Raw genomic sequence first — 24,633 nt, forward strand, 5'->3', positions numbered from 1 at the left:
TATGGCGAAAGAAGAAGTTGATATTCAATTAAAAGTTGAAACGCCAGAGCAAATAGATTTTGCCTGTGACGTGTTACGTACGCTGCATTCCGTGATTCGCCGTATGCGCATGGAACAACACAAGACATGGAAAACCACTGATATTCTCGACTTGCTGGAAACCCTGATATTTGAAATCACGACCGGGGTGACTGAAGAAGATAAGATGCGGGAGTTGCTGCTGGTACAGGGAAGAGTTGCTTTTCAAGCCAATAAACCCCGCAGCAGTAATCCTTATCAACAAAAACAAGAACCTCAGAATTACAACTGGTGGGATATGGGCTGGCATGATGGCGAACGGGAAGCCACTAAAGCCGCAGGTGGTGCAGTGGAAATTCATCAGGGGCGTATCAAAGCGAAACCTAAAACCAGCAAAAGCGGAAAATATTACCGCATTCAGCATCATTATAAATCCGTGGTTACGGAATGGAATGAAACCCTGCACCAATATTCCCCGGAAAATAACGGCACCAAATTCGACGATTACGAAGAAGCTTCCACTATTGCAGAACGTTTGAAACAAAGCGCAGACGGCTATATCACCATTATCACCATGGACGCGAACTAATGGCACAATATATTTATACAATGAACCGGGTCGGCAAAATTGTGCCGCCCAAACGTGAAATTTTAAAGGACATTTCCCTGTCTTTTTTCCCAGGGGCCAAAATTGGCGTTCTGGGACTTAACGGTTCCGGGAAATCCTCACTGCTGCGTATTATGGCAGGCGTGGATACGGAAATTATCGGCGAAGCCCGTCCACAACCCGGCATTAACATCGGCTACTTACCTCAGGAACCGCAACTGGATCCGGATAAAGACGTGCGTGGTAATGTTGAGCTGGCGCTGGCGGATGTCAAGGATGCCTTAACCCGACTGGACGCGGTATATGCGGCCTATGCCGAGCCTGACGCGGATTTTGACGCGCTGGCAAAAGAACAGGCAGAACTGGAAAATCTGATTCAGGCTAAAGATGGGCATAATCTGGAGCGGACGCTGGAAGTGGCCGCCGATGCCTTGCGCTTGCCGCCCTGGGATGCAGACGTTACAACATTATCCGGGGGGGAACGGCGGCGGGTGGCCTTGTGCCGCTTATTGCTGGAAAAGCCAGATATGCTGCTGCTGGATGAGCCGACTAACCATCTGGACGCAGAATCCGTGGCCTGGCTGGAACGGTTTTTACATGATTATAGCGGCACTGTGGTTGCCGTCACCCATGATCGTTATTTTCTGGATAATGTCGCAGGCTGGATTTTGGAGCTGGACCGGGGGCAGGGCATTCCCTGGGAAGGGAATTATTCCAATTGGCTGGAGCAAAAAGAACAACGTCTGGAAATGGAAGAAAAACAAACCTCCGCACGCGCCCGCTCAATGAAAGAAGAACTGGAATGGGTGCGCAGCAATGCCAAGGGCCGCCGCACTAAAAGCAAAGCCAGATTGGCGCGGTTTGAAGAAATGGCATCTCAAGAAGTGCAAAGCCGCAATGAAACCCGCGAGATTTACATTCCCCCCGGCCCACGCCTGGGTGATTTGGTGATAGAAGTTAATCAGTTGCACAAGCATTTTGGCGATAAACTGCTGGTGGATGATCTCAGTTTTAATCTGCCACCGGGGGGTATCGTAGGTATTATCGGCCCCAATGGCGCAGGTAAAACCACCCTGTTTCGGATGATAACCGGGCAGGAGCAGCCAGATAGCGGCGAGATACGCAAAGGCTCCACTGTTGAAATTGCTTACGTGGATCAAAGCCGGGATTCACTGGAAGGCGATAAAACCGTGTGGGAAGTGATTTCTGATGGTCATGATTTAATCCAGGTGGGTAAATATGAAACCCCTTCCCGCGCTTATGTCGGGCGTTTTAATTTCAAAGGCACGGACCAGCAAAAACGGGTTAAGGACTTATCCGGCGGTGAGCGTAACCGCGTGCATCTGGCGCGTTTATTAAAAAGTGGTGGCAATGTCTTATTATTAGATGAACCCACCAATGATCTGGACGTGGAAACCCTGCGCGCCCTGGAAGAAGCCCTGTTGGAATTTCCTGGTTGCGCGGTTGTCATCTCACATGATCGCTGGTTCCTGGATCGTATCGCCACCCACATGCTGGCATTTGAAGGTGACAGTCAGGTGGTCTGGTTTGAAGGCAACTATGAAGAATATGAAGCAGATCGCCACCGCCGTTTAGGCACAGAAGCCGATAAGCCACACCGGATTCATTATAAAAAGCTGGATGCTTAAATCATGTGCTCAGTTTCAACAGTTTACCTGCTGAAACTGAGCACATTCAAAAGTGTGGTTAAAGACTTGTAAGTAATTGATTTTTAATTCTTTTATAGGAGGCCATAAGAAGCCTGCAATACTGCAAATGGTTTTTTTAAAAATCAAAAAAATATATAAGCCTTTGAAAATAAATGGAAAAAATATTGGCACAATTATCGCTAATACTTAAGACACAACAACAATACCATTTATTAACAGATGTATTGATGTTTGATTTTATATTTTTATCTTAGGAGATAAAGCTCATGAAAAAACAACAAGGTTTTACTTTAATCGAACTGATGATCGTTATCGCGATTATCGGTATTCTGGCAGCAGTGGCTATTCCTGCTTACACTGATTATCTGAAACGCTCAAAAGTGGCTGAAGCAATTGGTTTAATGGCAGGTCTGAAAACCCCTGTTGAAGAATATATTGGCTCTAAAGGTATTACTAACTGGCCTGCAAGTGCCGCTGAGATTACAGGTAAACTGGGTGGCAAGGTTACAGGGAAATATACTTCAATGATTACCCCCGCAGGTGGAGCTACTGGGCCTTATGGCTTCCAGGCAGTTATGAGAGGAACACCAGAGGATTGGGGTGATGCGAGTGCAGGTAGAACTGTTCACTTACAGTATGTTACTGCTGATAAATCATGGGACTGCAAATCAGGTATAGTTGCTGATCAAGCTAAAGGTACTGATGCTTTAGATGCGGCTTATTTGCCAACTGCTTGTAAACAATAAGTATTTCTTATTATTATAAGTGTTAAAACCTGCCTTTGTAAAAAGGCAGGTTTTTTTATTTTCAGTATAAATTGATAAAAAATGAAATCCAGTATCCGTTTACAGTGGTTATATAGTCTGCTTTTCCTGTTGCTACTGGGATTTTCCAGTATTTTATATTGGCAGGGGTTGGATGGTTCATTTATTCTGGATGATGAGCATAATATTACTGAAATCAAAAATTTTGATGATCGCAGTCTTAGCGAGGATATGTCTCGTTATGTATTCAGTGGTGAAGCAGGAGCCTTGGGGCGTCCAATCTCTTTGCTGAGTTTTGCCCTGCAATTTCATAATATCCACAATGTTTTTGCATTTAAGTATGTCAATCTTTGTATTCATTTACTCATAGCCACTTGTATTTTCTGGCTGCTCATCAAAATAACCCGTCTGTTAGCTTGGGATACCCATAAAAGTTTATTCATCGCTTTGTTAAGTACGGCCTTATGGCTGCTCTCCCCGATTCAGGTTTCCACCGTTTTATATGTTGTGCAACGCATGGCGCAACTTTCAGTATTATTTACCGTGATTGGACTGTTATGTTTTGTGCAGGGTCGGATGGTCTTAGCGCAGGGAAAACTGCGACAAGGCTACCTTTGGGCATCTATCGGGATGTTTATTGCAGGTATTTTTGCCATATTCAGTAAAGAAAACGGAATTTTATTAATTTTATATGTATTGGTATTGGAACTTACCTTATTTCACAAAATACCAGAACCAAAATTGTGGAAATTATGGAAAACAATCTTTGTTTATAGCCCCTTATTAATTATTATTGCTTATTTTATGTTTGTAGCCAATGTGCTTAGTGGTTATGAAATACGTCCATTTTCACTGACTGAACGCTTATTAACTGAATCCCGCATTTTACTGGATTATCTCCGGGACACTTTTTTACCTCAACCCCAGTCCTTTACTATTTTTCATGATGATTATGTCATTTCCAAAAATCTGATTACACCTTTCTCCACCTTACCTGCTGTCATTATTGTTTGTAGTGCTCTCGTTATTGCCTGGTTATGGCGAAAAAAGATACCTGTTTTATCATTTGCGATTTTATGGTTTTTTGCAGGTCATGCGCTGGAATCTACCTTTTTAGCCTTAATGCTTTATTTTGAACATCGTAATTATCTTGCCATATTAGGGTTTTTATTTGCTTTCAGTTGCTTGCTGTTTTACCTTTACAGTATTATTCAAAAGAAAATATTAAAAATATTTATAGTGCTTGCCAGCGGTGTCTGGTTGTTGTTATTGAGTTTTATTAGCTATCTCGAAGTTGGTTTATGGAATAATCCAGTTTTACAGGCAGTTTATTGGGCAGAAAAACATCCTTATTCCGGTTACGCGCAATCCCACGCTGCGGCATTTATGGGTGATTCAGGCAGACCGGAAGAAGCCTTAAAATATTATGCGCACATGCTTGAAGTTTTTCCTGAGTCAAGCAGTCATTATATTTTCTGGCTTAATCTACACTGCGCTTATCCACGTATTGAACCTCCAGAGCAGAAAGTCATGCTGGCACATTTTAAACAAAGCCAGGATGATTTTGGGCTGGGTAATGGTTTGAATTTACTGGTGAGTTCACATGTTGAGCAGTTATGCCCACATATTTCCAGACAAAAAATTGAAGAGATTTTAGGGGTATTATTGGATAATCCTAATATCAATATCACACATACCTTACTCTATTTACAATTAGGACGTTTGTTTGCTTATCATAGTGAATACCTGAAAGCGGCTGCCATGATAGAAAAAGGAACTGCTTATCCAATGCCTAACCGGGCGCAGGCGCAAACCATGCAGGTGTACTGGTTAGCACAGGGGCGCGCTTTTGACCAAGCACTTGCTTTGGCAAAAAAATTAAAAAATAGTTTCAATCCTAAAGAACTGATGATTCATGGTGCGTACCTAGATATAATGATAAAAAAAATGTCTGAGTTAAAACAACTTGATGAGCAGAAAATTGAGGGACGAAGGGTAAATAAACAGAACCATAAATCAATAATAGAGACGGATAAAAGTAATTCTCAATGAAACAAAGCCTCAGTATTATTTTACCCTGTCATAATGAGTCTACCAGTCTGTCTGTGGTGCTGGAAAAATTAACTTATCTATATCCTGATGCGGAACTGATAGTCGTTGATGACGCTTCCGATGATAACTCAGCAGATATCGCGGAAACTACAGGCGCAAAAGTGATTCGCCATCCTTATAACATGGGCAATGGCGCGGCGATTAAAAGTGGCGCGCGCGCTGCCAGCGGCGACATTCTGGTGTTTATGGATGCCGATGGTCAACATCACCCGGAAGATATTTCACGTTTACTGGCGGAAATTGATGCGGGTTATGATATGGCTATTGGTGCGCGTTCCGCACAGACTCAGGCCAGTTTTGCCCGCAAGCTGGCTAATGGTTTTTATAATAAACTGGCAAGCTGGGTGGTGGGGCAGAAAATAGCCGATCTGACTTCCGGTTTTCGTGCTGTCCGCGCCAGTAAATTTAAAGCCTTTCTCTATCTGTTGCCAAATACCTTTTCTTATCCAACCACCATTACCATGGCCTTTTTTCGCGCCGGTTACAGCTTAAAATATGTGCCGATTCATGCGGGGCAGCGTCAGGGCAAGAGTCATATTAAATTATTCAATGACGGTGTGCGGTTTTTGTTGATTATTTTTAAGATTGGCACCTTATACGCGCCATTGAAACTTTTTGGCCCTATCAGCCTGCTGAATTTTTTAATGGGGCTTTTTTATTATGCTTACACTTATTTCACCGATGGGCGCTTTACCAATATGGGCGCGTTGTTATTCACGACAGCACTGCTTATTTTTTTAATTGGTCTGGTTTCCGAGCAAATCACCAGTTTGTTATACAGTGAAAAAATGCATTAGCCTTGCACGATTATTGTGCATTCATAATATTAAGTTGCCTTAAATGAGTGCGTTAAATTATAGTGTTGTGAGGTAATATGTGCTAACCATTTGATTTTATTCTATATAAAATCTGGCCTATTTATTGCCCAAAGCTCCACCATTGCAATTTTTTTATGGGGAGTTAAGCACTACGATGTATAAGCAATCCTGGTCCTATCTTTTTATTTCATCCTTATTTTTGGCGATGCCAACACTGGCTTTTGCAGAAGAAATGAATGCAGCGAATACCGCCTGGATTCTGACTTCGACGGCATTGGTGCTATTTATGACCATTCCCGGCTTGTCATTGTTTTACGCAGGCCTGGTACGCTCTAAAAATGTACTTTCCGTACTGATGCAGTGTTTCGCAATTACCGGCATGGTTTCTGTGTTATGGCTTATCGGCGTTTACAGTCTGGCATTTGATGTGGGTAATGACTGGATAGGCGGTATGGGCAAGGCTATGTTTGCTGGCGTTGGTAAGGATGCAATGACCGGTGATATTCCTGAAGTAAGCTTCTCCATGTTTCAGATGACGTTCGCTATTATTACCCCGGCTTTGATTGTTGGTGGTTTTGCTGAGCGTATGCGTTTTTCAGCAATGTTGATCTTTAGCGCCATCTGGGTGGTTCTGGTGTATGCCCCCGTAACACACTGGGTTTGGGGCGGTGGCTGGTTGAGCAAAATGGGCTTGCTGGACTTTGCCGGTGGCACTGTGGTGCATATCACTGCGGGCGTTGCTGCTATTGTTGCTGCGATGTGGATGGGTAATCGCAAAGGCTTTCCCCATACTGCAATGCCTCCCCATAATTTAACTATGACCGTAACCGGCGCAGGGATGCTTTGGGTAGGCTGGTTTGGCTTTAATGGTGGCAGTGCATTGGCTGCCAATGCAGATGCCAGCATGGCGATGTTTGTTACACATATTTCAGCCGCTGTGGGTACCATGACCTGGTTGTTTTTAGAGTGGATAAAATACGGTAAACCCAGTGTATTAGGTGCTGTTACCGGCATGGTTGCCGGATTAGGCTCGATTACCCCGGCATCTGGTTATGTTGGGCCGGGTGGTGCTTTAATTATTGGTTTCAGTGCAGGTCTGGTGTGCTTTTTTATGACCATTTTAATTAAACGCAAACTAAAGATTGATGATTCCCTGGATGTATTTCCGGTGCATGGCGTTGGTGGCATTCTTGGCACCTTATTAGCTGGTGTTTTTGCCTCCACTGAATTAGGTGTATTCAGCGGCATGGGCTTTGCTGATAATATTACTAGCATGGGGCAGCAGTTGTGGGTGCAGTTTGTCGGCGTGATTGCGACTTTTGTATATACTGCGATTGTCACGGTGGGTATACTGAAACTGGTTGATATGCTGGTTGGTCTGCGTGTTGAGCATGAAGAAGAAGTGGAAGGCCTGGATATCAGTCAGCATGAAGAAAGGGGTTATGACTATTTATAAAATGTTGAATATTTTATAAAAGAGTTAAAATTAAAAAAATCCGCTATAAGCGGATTTTTTTTAGGCTTATGAACCCCAGATGCGTCCCATCCAAGAGCGTTTTGCCCAGGTTTTTTCCATACCATGTTCAAGAAAACAGGTTACATATTTTCTATCTTCACCCATGATGTGTCTTGTCAGCCATTGGCGTAGGAAATCTAACGTCTCCATGCTAATCTGCGTTTTCCCACTTGTTACTTTATTTTTCAGATCGATAACCTGTTGAGTCAATTCGGCGTGTTGTTGTTTATGCTCTTCATAATCAGGATAGTGGAAAATACGCATCAGGCTTTCTTCAACGGCAAAGTGGATAATTGTATATTGGGTTAACTCTGTCAGCACCTCATGAATCACCGTTTGATCATCTGAGGTAATAATAGATGCGTATAGTTTATTGAGCAGAGCAACCAGTATTTTATGCTGTTCGTCAATTTCCTGTATATTGACGCTTAAATCGTTACTCCATTCAATGAGTTCTTTCATCAGCCGGGTTCCCTTCTGTTGATGCTGCCCAAGCGTAATACTGCCTTATCTCTATTTTTACAAGCAACCGAGTCTGATTGTATTAATACTTGAGGCGGGAAAATGAGTGGCGAGTGCAGCGTAAATGTATTTAGTTTTCAATAAAACACATTGATTTTATCAATGATTTATAAAATACTAACATTATAGCCCAGCCTGATGAAGTTGCATATCCGTTATAACCTGGCCTGAGCTGAATGTAGTTTTTAGCTGCGTAGCGGCTAAAAGAAGCTGATGCTGAACTTAGGAACGAGGATTTTATAATTCCTGAAACCAAGCTGGCCTTTTTCTCCATTTTCTGCGTTATGAAAACAGTTACATAGCTTGCTATGTGCCTATTTTCATGCCTTGAAAATGAACAAAAATCCTGCGCCCGGTTTCGGTTCTTATTTCATCCTCATTCCTTAGATTATTTATCCTCACTTAGGTTATTTATCCTCCATGCGCAGGCTGTTATAATAAAAAGCTTTTTTAGTTCAATTTATCTCAACATTTTGCTCAACTGTGAGGCACTACGTGGCTGATTACAAACACACCCTGAACTTGCCCAAAACTGACTTCCCTATGCGGGGCAATCTTGCCAAGCGGGAGCCTGGGTTTTTAAAAAACTGGCAAGAGAAAAAACTCTATCAACAAATTCGCCAGCAGTTTTCAGGGTTGCCACAGTTTATATTGCATGATGGCCCACCTTATGCCAATGGTGATATTCATATTGGTCATGCAGTGAATAAGGTGCTCAAGGATATTATTGTTAAGTCAAAAGGTTTAAGTGGTTTTGACGCACCTTATGTGCCCGGCTGGGATTGTCATGGTTTGCCTATTGAGCTGGCGGTGGAAAAGAAAAAAGGCAAAGCTGGCTATAAAATTAATGCGCGGGACTTCCGCGATACCTGCCGTCATTATGCGCAGCAGCAAGTAGATCGCCAGCGGGATGATTTTGTGCGTCTGGGGGTGTTAGGGGACTGGGAAAAGCCTTATCTGACCATGAATTACCAGACCGAAGCGGACACCATTCGCGCTTTGGGTAAAATTATTGACAACGGGCACCTGGAAAAAGGTTCCAAGCCTGTGCACTGGTGTACCGATTGCGGGTCTGCTTTGGCGGAAGCTGAAGTCGAATACGAAGATAAAAATTCGCTGGCGATTGATGTACGCTTTGCTTTACAGGATGAGGCTGCTCTGATGCAGCGCTGCCATCACGCGCCAGAGAAATATGGCAAAGGCCCGATTTCGATTGTTATCTGGACCACAACGCCGTGGACCTTACCTGCTAACCAGGCGGTTGCGGTACATCCTGAACTGGAATATGCCGTTGTCGAATGTGAAACCGCGCAAGGCAGCGAGCGCCTGATTCTTGCTGAGGCGCTGCTGAAAGATGCCATGGCGCGTTATGATGTTGAAAACTACCATGTCGTGGCCTATTGCAAAGGTCAGGAACTGGAAGGTTTGTTGACCCAGCACCCGTTTTATGAGCGGGAAGTACCGATTATTTTAGGGGAACACGTCACGCTGGAAGCTGGTACGGGGGCTGTGCATACTGCACCGGGTCATGGTCAGGAGGATTACCTGGTTGGCCTGAAATATGACCTGGAAGTTTATAACCCCGTTGGCAGTAATGGACGTTTCTTGGAAAATACCCCAATCTTTGCCGGAGAAATGGTGTTTGATGCCGACCGCAAAGTCATTGAATTGCTGAAAACCCAACATAAACTATTGCGTGAGCAGGGTATCCGTCATAGTTATCCACATTGCTGGCGACATAAAATCCCGATTATTTTCCGTGCCACGCCACAGTGGTTTATCAGCTTTGATAAGAATGGTTTACGTCAACAAGTGCTCAAAGAAATTGAAAAAGTCACCTGGCTGCCTGATTGGGGTAAGCAGCGCATTGCGGGCATGGTGGAAAATCGCCCGGATTGGTGTATTTCCAGGCAACGTACTTGGGGCACGCCGATTCCTTTGTTTTTGCATAAACAAACCGGGGCTTTACATCCTGATACCCCGGCTTTGATTGAAACGGTTGCTAAAAAAGTGGAAGCCAAAGGCATTGACGCCTGGTTTGAACTGGATACTAAAGACTTGCTGGGGGATGCCGCTGAAGATTATGACAAGCTCAGCGATACCCTGGATGTCTGGTTTGACTCTGGTGTGACCCATGCCACGGTATTGGAAGGCAGTAGTTCAGAACTGGGTTTACCAGCAGATTTATATCTGGAAGGCTCGGATCAACATCGTGGCTGGTTTCAGTCTGCTTTAGTTACCGCCGTGGCAATGCGCGGCAGCGCGCCTTATAAAGAAGTATTAACCCACGGTTTTACGGTGGATGCACAGGGCATGAAAATGTCCAAATCCAAAGGCAACGTGGTTGACCCGAAAAAAGTGCTGAAATCCCTGGGTGCGGATATTCTGCGTTTATGGGTTGCGGCCACTGATTACCGGGCAGAAATGAATGTTTCTGATGAAATCTTAAAACGTATTGCCGATGCTTATCGTCGGCTGCGTAATACCATGCGCTTTTTATTATCCAATCTACATGATTTTGACCCGGAAAAAGACTTGCTTGCACCGGAACAGATGCTGGTATTGGATCGTTGGGCAGTTGATCGGGCATGGCGTTTGCAGAAAGAAATTTGTACCGCTTATGAGGATTATGCCTTTCACCAGATTTACCAGAAATTGCACCAATTCTGTGCAGTGGATATGGGGGCTTTGTATCTGGATATTATCAAAGACCGCCAATATACCGTTGCAACAGAAGCCTTAGCACGGCGTAGCGCGCAAACTGCAATGTATCATATTGCGCAAGCATTGGTGCGTTGGATGGCTCCTATTCTCAGCTTTACCGCTGATGAAGCCTGGTCGCATCTGCCTGGAAAACAAAATGAAGACTTTGTTTTTCTCAGCCGTTGGTATGATGGCTTATTCCCGATGGCAGAAAATACTGCGCTGGATGCAACTTATTGGGCGCAGGTTTTTGAATTGCGCGAAGTGGTCAGTAAAGAATTGGAAGCCCTGCGGGTTTCCGGTGAAATTGGCTCTTCACTGGATGCAGAAGTGGATATTTTTTGTAATAAAAAATGGTTTGATGCATTGACTCTGCTGGAAGATGAATTACGCTTTGTATTAATTACTTCTGAAGCACGCGTGCATCAGGAAGACGTGGATACGGAAACAGGTTTTCGCATTCAGGTCAAAGCCTGTGCCGAAGAAAAATGTGTACGTTGCTGGCATCATCGCAAGGATGTCGGTAGTCATGCGCAACATCCGCAGCTTTGCGGACGTTGTGTTGAGAATTTGGAAATGGGTGAACAACGACGTTATGTCTAATGAAACACAAGATGAAGCGCAAGAAGCCTTATTAAAGAAAATGGATGCTGCTGAGCTGGCAAATCATGTCACGCATAAACAGCTACTACCACGGCGGCGTCTGGCAAAAACCAAAGGTAATTATCCCTGGTTATCCTTATCTGTTGCGGTCTTTTTTATTGATCAGCTGAGCAAAGGCTGGGTGAGCCAGAATATTGAAATGGGTAACCCACTAACAGTAAACGCATTTATTAATATTGTTCTGGCCTATAATCCTGGTGCAGCTTTTAGTATCCTGGCAGATGCCGGTGGCTGGCAGCGCTGGTTTTTTATTATTCTGGCATCTATCGTGTGTATGGTGCTTATTGTGTGGATAGTAAAAATGCGTCGGGGACACCATACTGTAGCACTGGCACTGGCATTAATTCTCGGTGGTGCGGCAGGTAATCTCTGGGATCGGATAGAATTTGGCTATGTCATTGACTTTATTGATATCTATTATCAGCAATATCATTGGCCTGCATTTAATGTGGCGGATGCCGCGATTACGCTGGGGGCTGTCATTTTATTGTTGGATGCCTTATTTGCGCACCCTGAGCAATGACCTACAGCGTTAAAGAAGTTTTTTATACATTGCAGGGTGAAGGTATTAATGCTGGACGACCTGCGGTATTTTGCCGCTTCGCGGGTTGTAACCTCTGGTCAGGCCTGGAACAAGACCGACACAAAGCATCCTGTTCGTTTTGTGACACGGATTTTGTTGGGGTTAATGGCAAGGGAGGAGGAAAGTTTGCCACTGCCAGGCAATTAGCTTTGCATATTAAACACTATTTTCCTGAAACAGAAAGTATACGGGGATTTGTTGTTTTCACTGGTGGTGAGCCACTCTTGCAACTGGACACTCCGCTGATTGAGGCTTTACATGCGCTGAACTTTGAAATTGCCGTGGAAACCAACGGTACCATTGCAGTGCCAGATCAGCTTGACTGGATTTGTGTCAGCCCTAAGGCAGGCACGGATTTAGTGCAAACTTCAGGTCATGAACTTAAATTAATTTATCCACAAAATGGTATTTGCCCTGAAACTTTTGAATCGCTTCCATTCCAATACTTCCTGTTACAGGCTTTAGACGATCCGCTGGATAGCAATAAGCAACAACAACATCTACAACAAGCTATCGCCTATTGCAAACAACACCCGCATTGGCGACTCAGCATACAAACCCATAAATGGCTGGATATTCCCTGATGGAAATTTTTAAAGACTTTAGTTTTGACGCGGCGCATCACTTACCCAATGTGCCGGAAGGTCATAAATGCGCACGCTTACATGGACATACCTACCGTATACGTATTTATATCTGTGGCGAAGTGGGAGAGGATAGCGGCTGGGTGATGGATTTTGGTGATATTAAACAAATCTTTCAGCCGATTTATCAACAGTTGGATCACTATTATCTGAATGAAATTCCTGGCCTTGAAAATCCTACCGCAGAAAACCTGGCGCGTTGGATTTGGCAACACTTAAAGCCCACTTTGCCGCTGTTGAGTAAAATTATGGTAAAGGAAACCTGTACTGCGGGTTGTGTGTATAGCGGCGATTAGGATAATGAGGTAGAACAGCCAGTTGCCCGGCTACCCCCTCACAAATCCCGGTGTGTAAATACCCAATCAACAGCAATTAGTGGGCAAAATGCCGATAAACATTGTGGCAGTATTTCGCCCACCCTGCTTGCTGTATCAAGCGGAACTTACAAAGTTAGACATTAGCCAGTAGAATTTGCTAATGAGGGAAAGACGCTTACGTTGAACTCAGGTTGATTACCTTAAGCCATAACCTGTCAACTCCAGTTCAATACCGCTGCTGCCATTAACCGGGTTGAAATTCAGCCAGTATTGCTCACCTAAGTCCAGGCAGTTTAAGTGCAGTTGACTCTGATTATAGGGAAATACAGCACAGTCATTACCTGGCACCATGCCTGTAACAGGCTGAAAACTGTTCATATCAATACTAAGGCGCAAACCCGGTTGGTTAGGTAACAAGTTCAGGTTCAGTCGGTGTACACCTGTATCCAGTTGCAGGCAAGGCATTTCAACCTGTCCGGTGGCACTGTTATATTGACTGCATTGTCCACCGTCTGTACTGGAGCCGCTATCAAATGTGCTGCTGTCAGCTTGATTACCAAACCACAAAACAGCATATCCATTCAAAATTCCGATACCAACAGCATTCCAGGGCCGTGTCCAGAATCCCTGGTTAAGCAGCGTGTCATTATGCGCAGAACTGTTTTTCCACTGGTTCATGGCCTCTTGCGCCGTGATAGCGCCAAAAGAAGATGCCGCAGTTTCATAACCGTCACTTCTATAATCTGTCAGTTCCTTAGGTTTATCCCACATACAGCTTGCCTGGGCATTATCCATCGTATAACAACAAGCGCTCCATTGCCCATTTGCCGACCAACTATGCATATTACAGGCACCGGAAGCCGGAAAAGCATTCATATCCTGAACATGGGTCTGCGCAACGTGGGTCAGTGCGGGAGACAAGGGAATGGCAGGCAGACCATTTTGCCCCCGGTACTCATTAAGCAGTTGATGTAGTTCCGTTTCAGCAGTGGTGGCCGCCGGGTAACTGGCTGCGATTGCAGTATGCATGGGATACCCTGAAATCAGAATACAAGTCATTAGAAACACAAAAAATCGTTGACTATAAAGCATCATATTTCCTCAAAAAAAAGAAACCATAATTTAACAGCAATGCTCACCTTTAGACAGTATAGTTCTGCGGAGCAGCTTTGCCAAAATTTGTCAGACTCACCTTACAAAGCATTTGATATTGAGTTTCTTCCTGCTTAGGTCTAGGCTTATAGCTATGGATTAATTCCTTAGTATCATACAGATAATTATTGAAGGCGGCCTGATGATGTCCACTCAATTACCCCTGCCAGAACTTGTCGGGGTGGTGATTACCCTGCTGTTTATCGCTTCAGCCACGCTGGCATTCAGCAAATGGAGTCGTTTACCGTTTACGGTATTGCTGGTGGTGGTGGGTATTGCCTTATCACAACTGGCACAAAATGGCCCGGTTGTTGTGCAAGCTGCTTTACATCCATTTGCCCATTTTCAGTTTTCTGCTGAATTGATCATGCTGGTGTTGCTGCCGACCCTGGTGTTTGAATCCGCCTTTAATCTCGACAGCCGTCAGCTTAAACAAAACCTGTTTCCAATTCTGGCACTGGCAGTGCCTGGGGTGTTGCTATCGACTTTTATCCTCGGTGGATTGATTTCATTGCTGACACCTTTAGAATTTTCCACCGCTTTAATTCTTGGCGCAATACTCAGTGCCACTGACCCGGTAGCGGTGATTGCTTTGTTTAAACAACTGGGCGCGCCGGAGCGTTTGACGGTGATTGTTGAGGGTGAAAGCCTGTTTAATGATGCCACTGCCATTGTATTGACCCGGATTTTGATTGCGATTGCCTTAAGCGGCGTGTTTACTGCTAATGAAGTGCTCAGCGGCACGTTGAATTTTCTCGGTGTATTTCTTGGCGGCATATTGGTGGGTTGGCTGGCGGCACGGATTTTTGGCTGGCTGCTGAGCAAAGTTGAAAGTGATCCGCTGATAGAAATCCAACTTACCATTGTGCTGGCTTATGCCGCGTTTCTGCTGGCGGAAGAACTGTTCCACGTCAGCGGTGTGATGGCAGCGGTTGCTGCCGGAATTACCATGGGCGGCTGGGGGCGCACTAAAATCTCACCCTCGGTTTCCGAACAACTCAGCCACTTGTGGGAATATTTTGCTTATGTCGCCAATGCACTGATTTTTTTACTGGTCGGCCTGCAAGTCAATCTCATCGCGCTGGGGGGGGCTTTGGATATTCTGCTGTGGGTGCTGGTGGGCATGTTACTTTCCCGTGCGGTGGTGGTATACGGTTTATTGCCAATAGTACGCTGGATGAAGCAAACCACCGCCATCAGTCGCGGTTATCAGCTTGTGTTGTACTGGGGCGGATTGCGTGGTGCGGTGGCTTTGGCCTTGGTGATGAGCCTGCCGCAACCGCTATATAATGAAACGCTGGTGGCGGTGGTGACGGGCGCAGTACTGTTTACTTTGCTGGTGCAGGGATTGAGCATAGAGCCACTGGTGAAAAAACTGGGTTTGAATGAACCACCGTTGGAAGATCGCCTGTCGAAACTGGAAGGCACACTGGAAGCCGTGCGTAATGCCGCAAAACGTATTCCCGAACTGAAAAGTGGTGGCCTGTTTTCCGCCCGCATCGCCGGACAACTGGAACAGGAATACCAGCAAAATATCGATAAAACCTATCAACAATTACAGGACTTGCGCAAAGATCATTTAAGCTCGGAAACCGAGCGCCGTTTGCTTTATATTCACTGTTTTGCCACGGAAAAAGTGATTTATTACCGCTTGTTCAGCAAAGGTCATCTCAGCGAAGAAGTTTACCTCGACCTCGCACACTCCCTGACGCTGCAAACCGACAGTATGCGTCATCAGGGTCAGGTGCCTGCCTATACTTTGCATTCCCAAACCCGGCAAATGCTGGAACGCAAATTATTAATCTGGCTCAGCCACTTACCGGGTTTTGCCAGACTGGCGGAAGCCAAGCGTATGCGTTATACCACCAGAACTTATGAAAAAAACTGGGGCTTATACCAGGGCGGACGTAAGGTACTGCGTGAATTGCGCGAGTTCAAACGCCTGGACCCGGAACGCAGTGCAATTGATGAAGTCGCACAAAGTTACCAACGCTGGCATGATAATGCCCAACAACGACTGGATGCCGCCGCTGAGCAATTGCCGGAATTTGTCACCGCCATGCAAACCCGACTGGCGCGCCGCACCCTGCTGCAAGGACAAAAAGAAGATTTGCAGGCACAGGCAGAAGCCGGTTTTGTACCGGAACATGTCGCGAGTGAGTTAATCGAACAATTACAAAATCCACTGCGCAACCTGCGGGGTTACGAAAGCCATGCACTGCGCCTGGATCCAGTGGAACTGTTGCACCAAGTGCCGCTGTTCCAGACCCTTAGCCATGAAGAGCTTGGGCATTTGGCAAAACAACTGCGCAACCTCACCTTGCCGCCGGGAGAAATCATTATTCACAAAGGTGAAAGCGGCAACTCCATGTTTTTAATTGGGCGCGGTGTGGTGCGTATTGTGCGTGAAAGCAGCGAACCTGAATTGCAAGGCCAGGAACAACAGCTCGCCACTTTACTGGCAGGTGATTTTTTTGGGGAAATGGCCCTGCTCCATAAAACACCACGTAACGCCACCTGCCGCAGCATCACCCCTTGCGTGATTTACGAACTACAGCGCGATGCCTTTGAAAAACTGATTGAGCAATATCCCATACTTCAGGAAAAAGTTGAGCAGGTGGCGCAGGCGCGGAAATAATTAACTGGAGGCTGTCCAAATTTAGCTTTTCCGCAGTAGGTTTTGTGTTCTTGGATAGTCTCTTAGTGTTACGCAAAAGCTTCTTTTTCGCAGATTAATTACTCACTCACCCGCTTAACCACCACCAGCGTAATATCATCCAGTGGTTTTTTCGGCCCCATGTAGTGACGTAAATCATCTAACACTGCTTCCTGAATTTCCTGAGCCGGACGGTGCCACTGCTCGCTGATGATCTGGCATAAACGTTCCACGCCATACATCTTTTTGCTTTGTTTATGTTGCGCTTCAGTAATGCCATCGGTATACAGTACAATGCCATCACCCGGTTTCAGGGACACTGATACACCATCGACAAAACTACTGATGTCATCGACCAGGCCGATCATGAATCCCAGATCGAGGGTATCAATGCGCTCAACCTGGCCCCCTTCACGTATGACCAAAAGTTCTTCATGCTGCCCATAAAGATGCAGCTCGCCTTGACGATAATCCAGGGTTGATAAGGTGAGATTTTTATCGGTTCCCATGCGCTGCACATTGTCGAAAATTGTCTGATTGAGCAGGTTGAGAAACAACACGGGATCATTGATTCTGGCATTGAGCAAGGTACGAATGGCGGTTTGCACCATCAACATGACCACGCCGCTTTCCAGGCCATGCCCGGTGACATCACCAATACTGAGTTTCACCATGCCATCATGATATAAGACATCATAATAATCACCACCGATTTCTTCCGCTGGTTCCATATAGCAGGCGATGTCCAATGCGGTTTCACGACTGATCGCAGTGAGTTCCGCCGTACGTGGCAATAGCATTTTCTGTAAGCGCCGCGAGACATCCAGTTCTGCACCCATGCGCAGGTTTTCTTGCGTCAGGCGTTGATTGAGGGTATTAATTTCATCATCACGTTCCTCAATCTTGCTTAACATACCATTAAAACCTTCAACTAGACGTCCGACTTCGTCATGGTTGCCCTCAGTGGCGCGCAGGGCGTAGTTGTTTTCCGTTGAAACCTGATTAATGGTAGTGAGCAAGGTAAATAATGGGCGGGTAATCAGCTGTTGTAAACGGGTTGAAATCAGCAACGCAATAATCAATGCGATAAACATAACACCTGCCAGCATGAAGGCATAATGGCGCAGGCGAAGATACATTTCATCCAGGTTGGACTGAATATAAACCGTGCCGATGACTTTATCATCCATAAGAATGGACTTGAAAACCTCAACACGATCCCGATGGAAAAATGCTTGCTCCAAAATTTCAGCATTGCCACCGGATTCATTGCTATATTCTGTGTACAAGCTGTCTAATGTGATAGCTGGTATCGATTCATCACAGGGCGCGACAGCATAATGGGCAAACGCCTTACCCTGCTGATCAAACACCTTGGCTTCAGTCACGTTTGGTTTAGCTTTAAGCGAGGCCAGGGTATCAGCAGTGGCCTGTACATTACCAAATACCAGACCAATACTGCCATTGCTGCCCATAATGTCGGCTAATGTCAGTAAATCACTGGAAAGGTTGCGTTTCAAAGAAACAATCTCATTACCGATCAGACCAATAGAAATCACGGAAAGCAATACCATGCTGGTGATCAGCATCACCGCATTGAGTTTTGCTTTGATAGATAGTTTTGCAAAAAACTTGAAGTGCGTCATGATGATAACCTTTAGAAATGATAACGCGCCTCAGCAAAAAACTGCCGTCCCGCCAGTGGCAGGTCATCTGGAATATCTGGCAATATGGGTTCACGTCGGTCACTATTGAATACATTACGCACGCCAGTTGCGAGATTCCATTGACCTGCACGGATATCCTTGCGCCGTAAAGTTAAATCGACTGTGATGTCATCATCCAGTGCTGGACGTGTGTCAGCGGGAGGCCGTTGCCGATCTGCTACAAAATTGGCCTGTATATTCAGATACCATTTAGGTTTGAGCAACCAGTCATTACGCAAATAAATTGTATGCCTTGGGTAATCACCCATGTCTTCGCCCTGGTCATTGTCACTGCGTGCATAGGCATAATTAAATAACAGACTGGATTTATTATTAATTTTCCAACGCGCTTCCAGTTCCATGCCGTAGCCTTTCTGACCACCTTTATTTTCTGCCTGTAACTGTGCTGTGTTGGGTATGGGTACAAATAAAATTTTGTCTTTTATCTTATAACGAAACAGATTAAGTGCCAGGTGCAGATTATCCCGTGTGCGGTGATCAAAGGCCAGTTCCCAGGTACTGATAGTTTCCGCTTTCAAATCGCTGTTACCGCGATAAATATTATTATAAACATAAAGCTCGCGGAATGATGGTGCGCGGAATGCGTGACCATAGAGCAATTTTGTTGTTAAGTGCGGTGAGGTCTGCCACACCAGGGCAAAACGTGGATTGATGGTATTACCAAAATCTGAGTAATCATCATAGCGTACCCCTGCTGTCATTTCCCAGGCATCAGCCAGCGCCCAGGTATCCTGAATGAAGATATGCGCATTTTTACGGATTTTTTCCGGCATGATGACTCCTGGGGTATCATCCAGTACCACGCCGCCAGCCCCCGGAGGAATTGGCTTTAAGTCCGCGCCCAGTCCCCGGTTGGTAATATAAGTGGTTTTGTACAGATCTTCATAGGCATAACCTGCACCCAGGCGAAATACATGATTTTTCAGGCCGGTATATAAACTGTCCAGTTCCAGGCGGGTATAACGCTGATCCATGCTATGTGATTGCCATACCCCGTCTTCATAAACCACACCAGTAGCTTGCCGGGGAAACGGCAAGCGTGTACCGGGCGGAAATAAGGTGAGGTTTTTCGACTCAAAACGTCGATCAAGAAAGCTGATCTGCGCGCTGACATCCCAGTGCTGCGTGAATACTGGATCATGGTAGGTGATATCTGCATTATAGCGAATTTCTACAACATCACCTCTCGGATCCAGGCTGCGCCCTATGCCTGCACCCACACCTAAATTACTGCGGCTCTGGAAACCGGTGCGCAGCCGCCACAGACCTTTGCTGAGATCAAGACGCGCATCCACGGTGCGTTGTGAGCGTTCCACTGAACCTGGCGCATAAGAGGCGTTGCTGCCCGTTTTTTTATCCAGTTGTGACTGACGATCAGCACGTATAATTTCATCAGGGCCATCGGTGTGTTGTATTTCCAATGCCGCTGCCAGCTCAAAACCACTGAACTTGCCACCATGCAAGGCCCAGACATCGTAAGTATCGTAAGTGCCTGCACGAACGCCGACTTCAGTGCCTTTAATATCCTCTGCCTGTTTGGTGATAATGTTGATAACCCCGGAAAAGGCATCCGCGCCAAATACCGCAGAACCCGGCCCCCGAATAATCTCAATGCGAGCGATATTATTGACCGGCATTCCCCCCCAAGCCGTGCCGCGGTTGCCTGCAACCAGATCACGCATGGGAATGCCATTGATGAGCAACAGAATTTCAGGGTTGGTAATTGAATACAAGCCGCGCACACTATAAATCGGGTTATAAAAATTATCCCGTCCCACATGCAGCCCCGGCACACTTTCCAGAATATCATCTAAATCATTGGCACCCGTGGCTTCAATATCCTGGGCGGTAATCACCGTTGTGACGGCGGGTGCGCGTGACATGGATTGTTCAACGCCGGAAGCCACTTTTACCTTACGGGCTTTGATTAAGCCATCAAAAATATCAAAGGTATCATCTAAAGTCACTTCAACTTCTTGTAACTGTCCAAAGTCGAGATTTTTTAAGTATTCAATCATGGCAGCATCATCATCTAGCGGTGCTTGCGCATGAGTTGTCGCATTAACAGTCAGCATTAAACAGGTTGCTGATAGCATGAAAAATCGATAGGTATTCATGAGTATTTTCCCTTTATCAGCGTTTAACAACTTCAGAAATGCGTAGCAGGTTTGCATTGGGTTCCAGACCTGCCTCGCGTAATGTGGCGGGATCAATCATGAAACTAATATGGTTATTGTGGTTGTAGAACTGAATCATGCCGCCTTTGAACACAAAATTTTTAAGATTGCCGACGGTAAGAATGGGGTATTGCCGTGTTTTATCCAGAATTGTATTAAGACGAATTTTCTCAGAATCGCTGACATAAAGAATTTGACATTGCGAAACCTGTTCCAGCACATTCAGATACATGGCCTGAACGGGGCGGTTTTTCACAGTCTCATTAGCTACAGCCAATTCCAGTGAGCGACCAAAGGGGTTTTCACCAAATATACAGATACGAAATGGGCTGTTTTTATCACTAAAGGCGGATGCTGGCCAAGCTATGAATTTGGAATAACCATTCAAATAAACGGCTTTGACCTGGGATTCACGGGGGGCAGGCGGTGTAGCACCAACATTGTTACATAAGAGCAGGCTTAGAGTAATACTTAGTAGCATCACTTGTATTTTATACATTATAATTTTTCCATCGGTAGCATGACAGACAAGTAAAGGAATGAGGATTTTATAACATCCAAAACTGAACAAAAATCCTGCACCCAGTTTAGCTTTTTATTTTATCCTCATTCCAAAGTATTCTTGCCTATCTATTTTTAAATATTACTTCTTTTAAAGTCGTTATTTATTTGTTATTTTGCAGGGGAATGACCATTATACAGCCGCTTTTAAATCCAACAATGGCTATTTTTATGCTTTATCCCGGATATTTTATTTTTTCTTAACCGGGCGCTGCCAGCCCTCCCGGAATTTTTGCGGGCTACGGCTCAGGCTCAGAGTTTCGGCAGGGGCATCGTGGGTGATGGTGGAACCTGCGCCGATGGTCGCGCCCGCACCGACTGTAACTGGTGCGACTAATTGCGTGTCCGAGCCAATAAAAGCGCGGTCACCGATAATGGTTTTGTATTTATTGGCGCCGTCATAATTGCAGGTGATGGTGCCTGCACCAATGTTTACATCCTTGCCCATTTCGGTGTCACCGATATAACTGAGGTGGCTGATCTTGCTGCCGCTGGCAACCTGGGATTTTTTAATTTCCACAAAATTACCCACCTTGACCTGTGCCGCCAGATGGGTATCGGGGCGAATGCGCGAGAATGGCCCGATTTGGCATTGGTTTTCTATCACCGCATCTTCGATCACGCAGTTGGGTAAAATGATTACGTCATCACCAATCACAGCATTTTTAATCACACTGTTCGCGCCGATTTGTACCCTGTCACCAAGCGTAACCTGCCCCTCCAGCACCACGTTGATGTCGATACTCACATCCAGCCCGGTTTTAACCTGACCGCGCAAATCAAAACGTGCGGGATCGAGCAGTGTCACCCCCGCCAGCATCAGTTGTTCGGCTTGCTGATATTGATAAAAACGCTCCAGTTCTGCGAGTTGCTGGCGGTTGTTCACGCCCTGCACTTCTTCTATCTGCTGTGGTTGCAAGGTATTGATGTCACAGCCGTCCGCCACCGCCATGGCAATAATGTCAGTGAGATAATATTCCTGCTGGGCATTATTATTTTCCAGTTGTTGCAGCCATTGCCGCAATTGCTGCGCAGGGGCGCGCAGCATACCGGTATTAGCCTCTTTAATCTTCAGGGTTTGAGTATCCGCGTCTTTTTGTTCAACAATCGCCTGCACCTGTTGCTGTTGATTGCGCACAATACGCCCGTAACCGCTGGGATCATCCAACATAACAGTAAGCAGACTGAGGTTTTGTCCAGCCTCTGTGGTCATCGCTTGCAGGGTTTCCATTCGGGTCAGTGGCACATCACCATATAACACCAGCACCTGATGATCATCGGGAATGCTGGGCATTACCTGGTCAACCGCATGTCCTGTGCCAAGTTGCTGCATCTGGGCAACCATCTGGATATTTTTTTCCTGCACGCTGTCACAAACGTGCTCGCCACCGTGACCATAGACCACGTAAATGGTTTCCGGATTGAGTTGCTCCGCCGTTTCCAGCACATGATGCAACAGGGGACGTCCTGCCAGTGGATGCAGAACTTTAGGCAGGCTGGAGCGCATCCGGGTGCCTTGACCGGCGGCGAGAATAATAATGGATAATTTCATGGTTCGAGTTTCCAGTTGTTATAGAAGTTGTGCAATAAGTAGTGACTGCGTAACATTAGTTTCTTAACTTGCTGTTAGCCAGTTTTATATAATTATGACACCACCTGTCACCACGCCATTACCTTTGGTAATATTTTGTTTTATTTTAGTCTTTTTTAATGAAATCATTCGATTAGAGTTTCCAATGATGAGTTTATACCTTGCAAAATAGATGACTTCGAATGTGCTGTATTTTTTGTATTTATTGTTTCCGCCGAGGATTAATCACTATCCTGCTATTAGGTGCATTAATTTTAATGCACCAGGTCAGTGCGGACGCTGCTATGGAAAACAGCACGCACAATGTATTACCTCCCACGTCACAACTTGCCCGAAAACCTGATGCAGAAATTCTTTTTTTATATCGTCAGGGGAAGCAGATTCACCTGGAAAATGCTTCGCAACAGCGCCTGGTAAGTTATCAAAATACCCAGACAATTAAAATTTCATTTGATTTTGATGTACTGATCATTAATGCCAGGCAACTGGCAGGACATACTATTATTATTCATAGCCTAAAAAATACAGGGCGCAGCTTGCAGATAGAAGGCCGAGACATTGCAAATATCAGCCATATACTCAAGGCTGAAGACAGTGGTTATCTGGAATGGAATCAGGACGGCCTGCCAGAAATTCATTATCAGAATATTAAGCAAGTAATGTTAAATGTACATCCTCAAGCTGAAATTCATATCGAGCCACCTTACGCCGAAGCGCCCACAGCATTGGGCTTAACCCGCTACCCCGGTTACTTGCAACTGCGCAGTAAAACCCAACAATTCCCGGCAACACTTTTTCAATCCGGCAGTAAAGTCACCTTGTTTTCACCATTACAAGCAGAGCATACTGAAACCGTAAACCGTAAACCGTAAACCGTAAACCGTAAACCGTAAACCGTAAACCGTAAATTCTATTCAGGCCTTTCAATCACCCGCTCATAATAACCCGGAATATTGATAAAAACCGGATTCATGCCATTCATCATCACCGTACCTTGCTGGCGATCCTCCTGGTCAGCACTGAACTCAAAAATATAAGTTCTTTGTAACTGCCATTGCCAATGGCTGGCGTTTGTCTGTTTCGATGAGGGAAAATTACGCACCACGCGCAGGCGTTTAAAGGCAATGGAACTATCCAGCCATTGCAGGCCGTGATGACGGCATAATTGCTGGCATAAACCCTTGGCAATTTCCCGCACACGCAGGGTATCGAGCCAAAACCAGGCCAGTCCAGCCAGCAATACTATGGAAAATAAGCTGCTCATAATTGGGTGAGTTCTTCATTTGGGGTGAGAATGATATGGAAAATACTGTGAAAACTAGGGTATAGCGGCATTATATAGCCCCTACCAATCGTTTGAAGTATAAATTATGGGGTGAACTGATTTTTAACATATTTTCTGGAGAACTGTGTAATTGCCCTGGTTTATTTTGGGTAAAACTGGGTTTTTTATTGATACTAATATTACGGATACTGATAAAACGACAATCATATTTATCAGGGTCTAAAAAATCGTTTTCTTTCCAGAAAATTTGTCCTATTGAACGACAATAGGCCATCACACACTGTGCGCCTTTGAGTTGCTGAATAATGTTTGTTTCTAAATCAGTTTTACCTCGTTTCAGCTCAATAAAAATCATTAAGTTTTTAAGTTTATTTTTGATAGTTTTCTGGGAAATAATTACAAAATCAGCGCGTTGACGAACGCCTTTATCCTCTATTTTTTTTAAAAAATCTGTTGCTGGCGGAAACTTATCTGTTTTTATAATCAGGGTATCCTTCGGTACATTTTGAATTTCTACAGTATAAGCATCATTATCAGCAGATTTAGG

At 45.2% G+C, this 24,633-nt stretch carries 20 protein-coding genes; 12 read left to right on the forward strand and 8 right to left on the reverse strand.

All coding sequences use genetic code 11. The features are described 5' to 3' along the window. The first annotated feature begins 1 nt into the window (after window position 1). The 6 genes from QUF61_RS11675 (at window position 2) to QUF61_RS11700 (ending at window position 7,445) form a co-directional block, all read left to right on the forward strand. Entirely contained in the window at window positions 2-607 is a 606-nt protein-coding gene (locus QUF61_RS11675; RefSeq protein WP_103920526.1) for a hypothetical protein, read from the forward strand. Further along, window positions 607-2,274 (forward strand): energy-dependent translational throttle protein EttA, encoded by a 1,668-nt coding sequence (gene ettA / locus QUF61_RS11680; RefSeq protein WP_103920525.1) that lies wholly within the window; start codon window positions 607-609, stop codon window positions 2,272-2,274. Before QUF61_RS11675 ends, ettA begins: the two co-directional genes overlap by 1 nt. Window positions 2,275-2,561: 287 nt before the next feature. Beyond that, window positions 2,562-3,041: a pilin gene (locus QUF61_RS11685; RefSeq protein WP_289681819.1), complete on the forward strand. Its 480-nt coding sequence runs from the start codon at window positions 2,562-2,564 to the stop codon at window positions 3,039-3,041. 81 nt (window positions 3,042-3,122) lie between these two features. Next, window positions 3,123-5,111 carry a hypothetical protein gene (locus QUF61_RS11690; RefSeq protein ID WP_289681821.1) on the forward strand — a complete coding sequence of 663 codons (1,989 nt, stop codon included), beginning with the start codon at window positions 3,123-3,125 and terminating at the stop codon, window positions 5,109-5,111. Beyond that, window positions 5,108-5,968, forward strand: a complete 861-nt coding sequence (locus tag QUF61_RS11695; RefSeq protein WP_103918385.1) for a glycosyltransferase family 2 protein — start codon at window positions 5,108-5,110, stop codon at window positions 5,966-5,968. Before QUF61_RS11690 ends, QUF61_RS11695 begins: the two co-directional genes overlap by 4 nt. Before the next feature lie 175 nt (window positions 5,969-6,143). Continuing rightward, a complete protein-coding gene (locus QUF61_RS11700) occupies window positions 6,144-7,445 on the forward strand; it encodes an ammonium transporter (RefSeq protein WP_103918384.1) in 1,302 nt (433 codons plus the stop codon). 66 nt (window positions 7,446-7,511) lie between these two features. Here the strand turns inward: QUF61_RS11700 and QUF61_RS11705 are convergent, their stop codons facing one another. Then, on the reverse strand, window positions 7,512-7,967 hold the full coding sequence (locus tag QUF61_RS11705; protein ID WP_289681823.1) for a bacteriohemerythrin: 456 nt from the start codon (window positions 7,965-7,967) through the stop codon (window positions 7,512-7,514). 555 nt (window positions 7,968-8,522) lie between these two features. Here QUF61_RS11705 and ileS point away from each other — a divergent pair. Genes ileS through queD form a run of 4 tightly spaced genes read left to right on the forward strand, consistent with a single transcriptional unit; the run spans window position 8,523 to window position 12,916 of the window. Next, on the forward strand, window positions 8,523-11,333 hold the full coding sequence (gene ileS / locus QUF61_RS11710) for an isoleucine--tRNA ligase (protein WP_289681825.1): 2,811 nt from the start codon (window positions 8,523-8,525) through the stop codon (window positions 11,331-11,333). Continuing rightward, entirely contained in the window at window positions 11,326-11,916 is a 591-nt protein-coding gene (gene lspA, locus QUF61_RS11715; protein ID WP_407080058.1) for a signal peptidase II, read from the forward strand. Before ileS ends, lspA begins: the two co-directional genes overlap by 8 nt. Next, a complete protein-coding gene (gene queE / locus QUF61_RS11720; RefSeq protein WP_289681828.1) occupies window positions 11,913-12,560 on the forward strand; it encodes a 7-carboxy-7-deazaguanine synthase in 648 nt (215 codons plus the stop codon). Before lspA ends, queE begins: the two co-directional genes overlap by 4 nt. Beyond that, complete coding sequence (gene queD / locus QUF61_RS11725; protein ID WP_103918381.1) at window positions 12,560-12,916, forward strand: 6-carboxytetrahydropterin synthase QueD; 357 nt, start codon at window positions 12,560-12,562, stop codon at window positions 12,914-12,916. Before queE ends, queD begins: the two co-directional genes overlap by 1 nt. A 216-nt stretch (window positions 12,917-13,132) precedes the next feature. On the opposite strand, the gene QUF61_RS11730 is transcribed toward queD, so the two are convergent. Beyond that, the gene (locus QUF61_RS11730; RefSeq protein WP_289681829.1) at window positions 13,133-13,966 is read right to left on the reverse strand and encodes a CAP domain-containing protein; all 834 of its coding nucleotides are present in this window, start codon (window positions 13,964-13,966) and stop codon (window positions 13,133-13,135) included. A gap of 265 nt (window positions 13,967-14,231) precedes the next feature. Here QUF61_RS11730 and QUF61_RS11735 point away from each other — a divergent pair, with 265 nt between their 5' ends. Next, complete coding sequence (locus tag QUF61_RS11735; protein ID WP_289681830.1) at window positions 14,232-16,727, forward strand: cation:proton antiporter; 2,496 nt, start codon at window positions 14,232-14,234, stop codon at window positions 16,725-16,727. Between the two features lie 98 nt (window positions 16,728-16,825). On the opposite strand, the gene QUF61_RS11740 is transcribed toward QUF61_RS11735, so the two are convergent. From QUF61_RS11740 to glmU, 4 genes are all read right to left on the reverse strand, one after another. Then, window positions 16,826-18,391, reverse strand: coding sequence for a PP2C family protein-serine/threonine phosphatase (locus tag QUF61_RS11740; protein WP_289681831.1), 1,566 nt, complete (start codon window positions 18,389-18,391; stop codon window positions 16,826-16,828). A gap of 11 nt (window positions 18,392-18,402) precedes the next feature. Next, window positions 18,403-20,589, reverse strand: a complete 2,187-nt coding sequence (locus QUF61_RS11745) for a TonB-dependent receptor plug domain-containing protein (RefSeq protein ID WP_289681832.1) — start codon at window positions 20,587-20,589, stop codon at window positions 18,403-18,405. A gap of 16 nt (window positions 20,590-20,605) precedes the next feature. After that, window positions 20,606-21,148, reverse strand: coding sequence for a YfiR family protein (locus QUF61_RS11750; RefSeq protein WP_103918375.1), 543 nt, complete (start codon window positions 21,146-21,148; stop codon window positions 20,606-20,608). Window positions 21,149-21,400: 252 nt separating this feature from the next. Next, the gene (gene glmU, locus QUF61_RS11755) at window positions 21,401-22,762 is read right to left on the reverse strand and encodes a bifunctional UDP-N-acetylglucosamine diphosphorylase/glucosamine-1-phosphate N-acetyltransferase GlmU (protein ID WP_289681834.1); all 1,362 of its coding nucleotides are present in this window, start codon (window positions 22,760-22,762) and stop codon (window positions 21,401-21,403) included. A 296-nt stretch (window positions 22,763-23,058) separates the two neighbouring features. Here glmU and QUF61_RS11760 point away from each other — a divergent pair, with 296 nt between their 5' ends. Then, window positions 23,059-23,673 carry a hypothetical protein gene (locus QUF61_RS11760; protein ID WP_289681836.1) on the forward strand — a complete coding sequence of 205 codons (615 nt, stop codon included), beginning with the start codon at window positions 23,059-23,061 and terminating at the stop codon, window positions 23,671-23,673. Between the two features lie 38 nt (window positions 23,674-23,711). On the opposite strand, the gene QUF61_RS11765 is transcribed toward QUF61_RS11760, so the two are convergent. Further along, window positions 23,712-24,065, reverse strand: a complete 354-nt coding sequence (locus tag QUF61_RS11765; RefSeq protein WP_103921456.1) for a DUF3301 domain-containing protein — start codon at window positions 24,063-24,065, stop codon at window positions 23,712-23,714. A 70-nt stretch (window positions 24,066-24,135) separates the two neighbouring features. After that, window positions 24,136-24,441 (reverse strand): hypothetical protein, encoded by a 306-nt coding sequence (locus tag QUF61_RS11770; RefSeq protein ID WP_289681838.1) that lies wholly within the window; start codon window positions 24,439-24,441, stop codon window positions 24,136-24,138. Window positions 24,442-24,633: the final 192 nt, after the last annotated feature.

Source organism: Candidatus Venteria ishoeyi (assembly GCF_030378065.1).
GTDB classification, from domain to species: domain Bacteria; phylum Pseudomonadota; class Gammaproteobacteria; order Beggiatoales; family Beggiatoaceae; genus Venteria; species Venteria ishoeyi.

Excerpts from the sequence above, each read along its gene's own strand:
- QUF61_RS11745 (WP_289681832.1), bottom strand. The coding sequence starts at position 20,589 with ATGAATACCTATCGATTTTTCATGCTATCAGCAACCTGTTTAATGCTG.
- QUF61_RS11765 (WP_103921456.1), bottom strand. The coding sequence starts at position 24,065 with ATGAGCAGCTTATTTTCCATAGTATTGCTGGCTGGACTGGCCTGGTTT.
- QUF61_RS11675 (WP_103920526.1), top strand. The coding sequence starts at position 2 with ATGGCGAAAGAAGAAGTTGATATTCAATTAAAAGTTGAAACGCCAGAG.
- QUF61_RS11730 (WP_289681829.1), bottom strand. The coding sequence starts at position 13,966 with ATGCATACTGCAATCGCAGCCAGTTACCCGGCGGCCACCACTGCTGAA.
- QUF61_RS11695 (WP_103918385.1), top strand. The coding sequence starts at position 5,108 with ATGAAACAAAGCCTCAGTATTATTTTACCCTGTCATAATGAGTCTACC.
- QUF61_RS11705 (WP_289681823.1), bottom strand. The coding sequence starts at position 7,967 with ATGAAAGAACTCATTGAATGGAGTAACGATTTAAGCGTCAATATACAG.
- QUF61_RS11690 (WP_289681821.1), top strand. The coding sequence starts at position 3,123 with ATGAAATCCAGTATCCGTTTACAGTGGTTATATAGTCTGCTTTTCCTG.
- ettA (WP_103920525.1), top strand. The coding sequence starts at position 607 with ATGGCACAATATATTTATACAATGAACCGGGTCGGCAAAATTGTGCCG.
- QUF61_RS11750 (WP_103918375.1), bottom strand. The coding sequence starts at position 21,148 with ATGTATAAAATACAAGTGATGCTACTAAGTATTACTCTAAGCCTGCTC.
- glmU (WP_289681834.1), bottom strand. The coding sequence starts at position 22,762 with ATGAAATTATCCATTATTATTCTCGCCGCCGGTCAAGGCACCCGGATG.
- queD (WP_103918381.1), top strand. The coding sequence starts at position 12,560 with ATGGAAATTTTTAAAGACTTTAGTTTTGACGCGGCGCATCACTTACCC.
- QUF61_RS11685 (WP_289681819.1), top strand. The coding sequence starts at position 2,562 with ATGAAAAAACAACAAGGTTTTACTTTAATCGAACTGATGATCGTTATC.
- QUF61_RS11770 (WP_289681838.1), bottom strand. The coding sequence starts at position 24,441 with ATGATTTTTATTGAGCTGAAACGAGGTAAAACTGATTTAGAAACAAAC.
- queE (WP_289681828.1), top strand. The coding sequence starts at position 11,913 with ATGACCTACAGCGTTAAAGAAGTTTTTTATACATTGCAGGGTGAAGGT.
- QUF61_RS11760 (WP_289681836.1), top strand. The coding sequence starts at position 23,059 with ATGCACCAGGTCAGTGCGGACGCTGCTATGGAAAACAGCACGCACAAT.
- lspA (WP_407080058.1), top strand. The coding sequence starts at position 11,326 with ATGTCTAATGAAACACAAGATGAAGCGCAAGAAGCCTTATTAAAGAAA.
- QUF61_RS11735 (WP_289681830.1), top strand. The coding sequence starts at position 14,232 with ATGATGTCCACTCAATTACCCCTGCCAGAACTTGTCGGGGTGGTGATT.
- QUF61_RS11700 (WP_103918384.1), top strand. The coding sequence starts at position 6,144 with ATGTATAAGCAATCCTGGTCCTATCTTTTTATTTCATCCTTATTTTTG.
- QUF61_RS11740 (WP_289681831.1), bottom strand. The coding sequence starts at position 18,391 with ATGACGCACTTCAAGTTTTTTGCAAAACTATCTATCAAAGCAAAACTC.